The sequence below is a fragment of the Streptomyces katrae genome, assembly GCF_000966975.1.
Classification (GTDB): domain Bacteria; phylum Actinomycetota; class Actinomycetes; order Streptomycetales; family Streptomycetaceae; genus Streptomyces; species Streptomyces katrae.
Genome location: NZ_JZWV01000284.1, coordinates 1 through 708 on the forward strand (window position 1 = coordinate 1; position 708 = coordinate 708).

Sequence of the window (708 nt, forward strand, 5' to 3'; positions counted from 1 at the left end):
CCCCCTCCCCCCGATCCCGGATCCCCGCCACCACCCGCGGGACGCCTCCGTGCTCCTCGGCGCCCCGGCCCACCCGCCGCGCACCCTCCTCGACGTCTTCGACGCCACCGCCGCCGCACACCCGGGAGCCCCCGCCCTGGACACCGGCGACCGGATCCTCGACTACCGCGGCCTCGCCGCCGAGACGGAAGCCCTCGCGGCGCGCCTGCGCCGGGCCGGGGCCGGCCCCGGCGACCGGATCGGCGTACGCGTCCCGTCGGGCACGACGGAGCTGTACGTGGCGGTGCTCGCCGTCCTGCGCTGCGGCGCGGCGTACGTCCCGGTGGACGCCGACGACCCCGAGGAGCGGGCCGCCACCGTCTTCCGCGAGGCCGGAGTCTGCCTGGTCCTGGGCGACGGCGACGGCGACGGGGCCGGGATCGGGATCGGGATCGGGATCGGGCCGGGGACGGTGCCGCCGCTGGGCAGCGCGTACGGACGCCCGGCACGCCCCATCGGACCGGGCGACGACGCCTGGATCATCTTCACCTCCGGATCCACCGGCCTCCCCAAGGGGGTGGCGGTCAGCCACCGCAGCGCCGCCGCCTTCGTCGACGCGGAGGCCGGGCTGTTCCTGGCCGGCCGGCCGCTCGGACCGGGGGACCGGGTCCTGGCCGGGCTCTCGGTCGCCTTCGACGCCTCCTGCGAGGAGATGTGGCTGGCCTGGCG

At 78.2% G+C, this 708-nt stretch carries 1 protein-coding gene; it reads left to right on the forward strand.

Annotated features, from left to right (window positions below; all coding sequences use genetic code 11):
* Positions 1-49: 49 nt before the first annotated feature.
* Positions 50-708: AMP-binding protein (locus VR44_RS11770; RefSeq protein ID WP_157880278.1), on the forward strand; the 659-nt coding region annotated here is incomplete at its 3' end.